Origin of the sequence: Klebsiella sp. HMSC16C06 (genome assembly GCF_001808325.1) — a bacterium.
Classification (GTDB): domain Bacteria; phylum Pseudomonadota; class Gammaproteobacteria; order Enterobacterales; family Enterobacteriaceae; genus Klebsiella; species Klebsiella variicola.
In genome coordinates this window covers 1117-4449 of the sequence record NZ_KV793008.1, presented here as the reverse complement: position 1 = coordinate 4449, position 3333 = coordinate 1117, and the positions used below count along the sequence as shown (strand labels likewise).

Annotated in this window: 4 protein-coding genes; all 4 read left to right on the top strand. The window is 58.1% G+C overall.

Annotation, left to right across the window (positions count from 1 at the left end):
• The first annotated feature begins 524 nt into the window (after positions 1–524).
• Complete coding sequence (locus HMPREF3142_RS16880) at positions 525–752, top strand: hypothetical protein (RefSeq protein ID WP_032420961.1); 228 nt, start codon at positions 525–527, stop codon at positions 750–752.
• A 91-nt stretch (positions 753–843) separates the two neighbouring features.
• Complete coding sequence (locus HMPREF3142_RS16875) at positions 844–1074, top strand: CCDC81 family HU domain 1-containing protein (protein ID WP_001568051.1); 231 nt, start codon at positions 844–846, stop codon at positions 1072–1074.
• A 51-nt stretch (positions 1075–1125) separates the two neighbouring features.
• Positions 1126–2481, top strand: coding sequence for a DUF3560 domain-containing protein (locus tag HMPREF3142_RS16870; RefSeq protein WP_032752072.1), 1356 nt, complete (start codon positions 1126–1128; stop codon positions 2479–2481).
• Positions 2482–2528: 47 nt separating this feature from the next.
• Positions 2529–3092 carry a class I SAM-dependent methyltransferase gene (locus HMPREF3142_RS16865; protein ID WP_032752071.1) on the top strand — a complete coding sequence of 188 codons (564 nt, stop codon included), beginning with the start codon at positions 2529–2531 and terminating at the stop codon, positions 3090–3092.
• The last annotated feature ends 241 nt before the right edge of the window (positions 3093–3333 follow it).

The following is a 3333-nucleotide window of genomic DNA, read 5'->3' as shown; positions in this document are numbered from 1 at the left end:
CTGCGCTGTCCAGTCGTCGAGCCACACTCCGCCAGGGCAGCTGCTTCGCACCTGCCGGGCTCCGCCGAACCCGCAGGCGGTTTCGGGCCTGACGGCTAGTGTCTGATGTCTGAAGTCAGGGTCAACGGCAGCGCTTGCTGCGACCGTTCCGGCCGCGCCGCTTTCACCGTGCCGGCGATAAAGCTGCCTGCACTCTGCAGGGCAACGCCGTTTCGCGCCCGCGCTCTTCGTCGTTGCGGCGGGTGCCTGCTCCTTCCCCCTGGCGCCGTATCCCCCGTTTGAGTCCATTCGCCTGGGCTGAGACAACCACAGTCGCCATCATCCGTCCAGGGTAAATGGCACGCGGTAAACCGCGCCCTGGACAGCTGCTGTCGCCCGTGCTCGTTTACGCCCTTGCGGCGAACGGCTCTCAAACGGGTGAAGTTAATACCAGGGGGCAGGTTCAGCAGGTCCCCGCACAAAGTCAAAACCGCGGCCCCGGCAACTCAACGGGTGATGTTCTTTAAAAATCAGGAAAAAGAAAAATGCAGGATCCTTCATTGCGAACGTATCGGATCGCATTTCTGGGAAGCAATGCCAGCGGCAATCTGCCGATGTTTACCCGGGTGCAGGCCACGACCGGAAAACGGGCGATAAAAGCGTTTATTGAACGCTGTAAACCCGTCAAAGGCTGGTTTCTGGGCGCACCTGAAGACATTACCGATCAGGTTCAGAAGGAGGAAGAAGAGGCGGGAAGCAAACCGCAGATATGAAAAAAGCAGGGTAAACCCTGCTTCTCCCACGCCGTAAAAATCGCACGAACGGTTTTTCCGGCTTCGTTAACTACCATAAGGAGTCAACTCTATGATCGTTTCTATTTTTTCACCTTCCGCAGGCGCTGTAAAGCCCCGTCGTCACTCGCGCATTCTGCGCGCAGATATCACCGCACCGGAGATTGATCCCGCTCTCAGAGCTTTCGGGCGTCATATCGCCAGAAGTCACCGCAAAGGGCGCGGTGTCCACATCCCCGCGATGAAAAATACCGCCCTCGGGCAGGTACTCCGCACGCTGGAACTGAAACGCGCATTTAACTGATGAGGTGAGCCGCCCCGCGAGGGGCGGCAACTGCAGGAAGGAGAAAACACAATGGCACCGACTATCGCACAGATCATGACGGAAAACACCGCAGGCCAGACCTACCGGGCAACCTATTCACCCGATGACAACAAACTGCGACTTTACGCATCATTACGGCTCGATGAGGAAACGTATTCTCTGATCAACAAAGCCGGCTTTCGCTGGGCGCCCAAACAGGAACTCTTTGTGGCGCCAGCCTGGACGCCGGGGCGGGAGGATGTCCTGCTTTCCCTCGCCGGTGATATCGAGGACGAGGACAGTACCCTGTTTGATCGCCAGGAGCAGCGCGCCGGGCGGTTCAGTGACTACAGTGACCGGCGGGCGGTTGAATCGGAGCAGGCGCTTGCGCATGTTGATTCGCTGGCATCGGCTGTCCCGCTGGGACAGCCGATCCTGGTAGGCCACCACAGCGAGCGCCGCGCGCGCCGGCATGCGCAGAAAATTGAGAACGGCATGAAACGTGCGGTGATGCTGTTCGAGCGCGCGGAATACTGGGAACAGCGCGCGCAGGCCTCTCTGCAACACGCGAAATACAAGGAGCGTCCGGATGTGCGTTACCGCCGTATCAAAAAAATCGAGGCGGAATTACGCAAGTCCCAAAAACACATTGCCCGGTCTGAAAAGTATATGACGATGTGGCGTGCGCAGACGCTCGATCTGAATATGGCGTTACTGGTCAGTAATTATGACCATATTTATGCCAGCTTCACGCTCGACAAATACCCCCGCCCGGCAGAGAAAAGCCAGTATGAGGGTTCGATGTCTCTCCATTCCGCCCTGACTGAGGAGATCATTACTTTTGAACAGGCGCGGGATATTGCGATCCGCTGTCATGAGCGCACGATTAGCCACCAACAGCGCTGGGTTAATCATTACCAGAACCGCCTGGCCTACGAACGCGCGATGCTCAATGAAAACGGAGGCGTTGTCACCCGAACAGAGGAATTTGAACCAGGCGGGCAGGTACTGAGCCGGGGAGAATGGTTAACCATTCTCCGGGTTAACCGGAGTCAGGGGGAGGTGAGTTCAGTCGAAACGCCCTGTTATCGCTTTCTGGGCTACAGCGGCACGATGAAACTCACGCCCGACCGTATCACGGACTACAAAGCCCCGACAGCGGAGGAAGCCAGCGACGCGAAGAAAGCGGCGAAGCGCCCACCGATCGTCAACTATCCGGGCGAAGGGTTCCGGGAAATGACAAAGGCCGAGTGGGCGAAATTACCCGCTGATTATAAAGGCGTGCGGGGTGCTGCAGAAACTGAAACACACGGCGCTTACCGCTTCCGCCGGTGCATGACGCACGGCTGTACGCTCGTGAATGTGTATATCACAGACATGAAAACCGTTGAAATTCCGAAAAAATGACAGGAAGGCTCCCCGGCATCTTGCCGGGGAGGTCAGGGAGTATATTCATGCATCATGACCTTAAACACCGTATTCAGGCGATGCGGGACAAACTGGAGGGGCGCGCCCCTGTCGCTGAAATTCAGGGTAGCTCGCAGCTTTTTGTTACCCCCTCCCCGGAATGTCGCCGGCTGGTTGAGCTGGCTGATGTCCGGGAAACCGATCGCATTCTGGAACCCAGCGCCGGAACGGGCGCTATACTGCAGGCGATCAGGGATGCAGTCCCCCGGGCGAAGTGTGACGCCGTGGAGCTGCACGCCGGATTAGTCAGCCACCTGCAGGCACGTTTCCCGGAGGTCCGGACCTGGTGCGGGGATTTTCTCGAATACCATCCGGATCGCCGGTATACCCGAATCATCATGAATCCGCCGTTTCATCGCGGTGATGATATCCGGCATATCCGGCGGGCATTAACTCTGCTTGAACCTGGCGGGATTCTGACTGGCATATGTCTGGACGGGCCGCGTCAGCAAAAGGCGCTGGAGTCCCTGGCGGACGTCTGGGAGCCATTGCCGCGGGGAACATTCACGTATACCGAGGTAGCGACCGCCATCCTCAGAATAACCGTCTGATGACACATTATGCCGGCGGGGGGATCTGTCCCCGTCTGGCCGCGCCTCGAAAGGCCGCGCGCCTGCGGCGCAGAAAAGCCGGGCCGCGCTGACGCGCCGCCCGCATTTCCTTTCCGCGTCTTCCCTGTTTGCTGCCTGCTGTCTGTCTGCTTCCTCTTCTTCTCCCTGCTGTGATGTCTCTTTTTAACCCTTAAAGGCTTTAAAAGAACACCCATACTGGACACCTTCGGCTCCCGGCCAG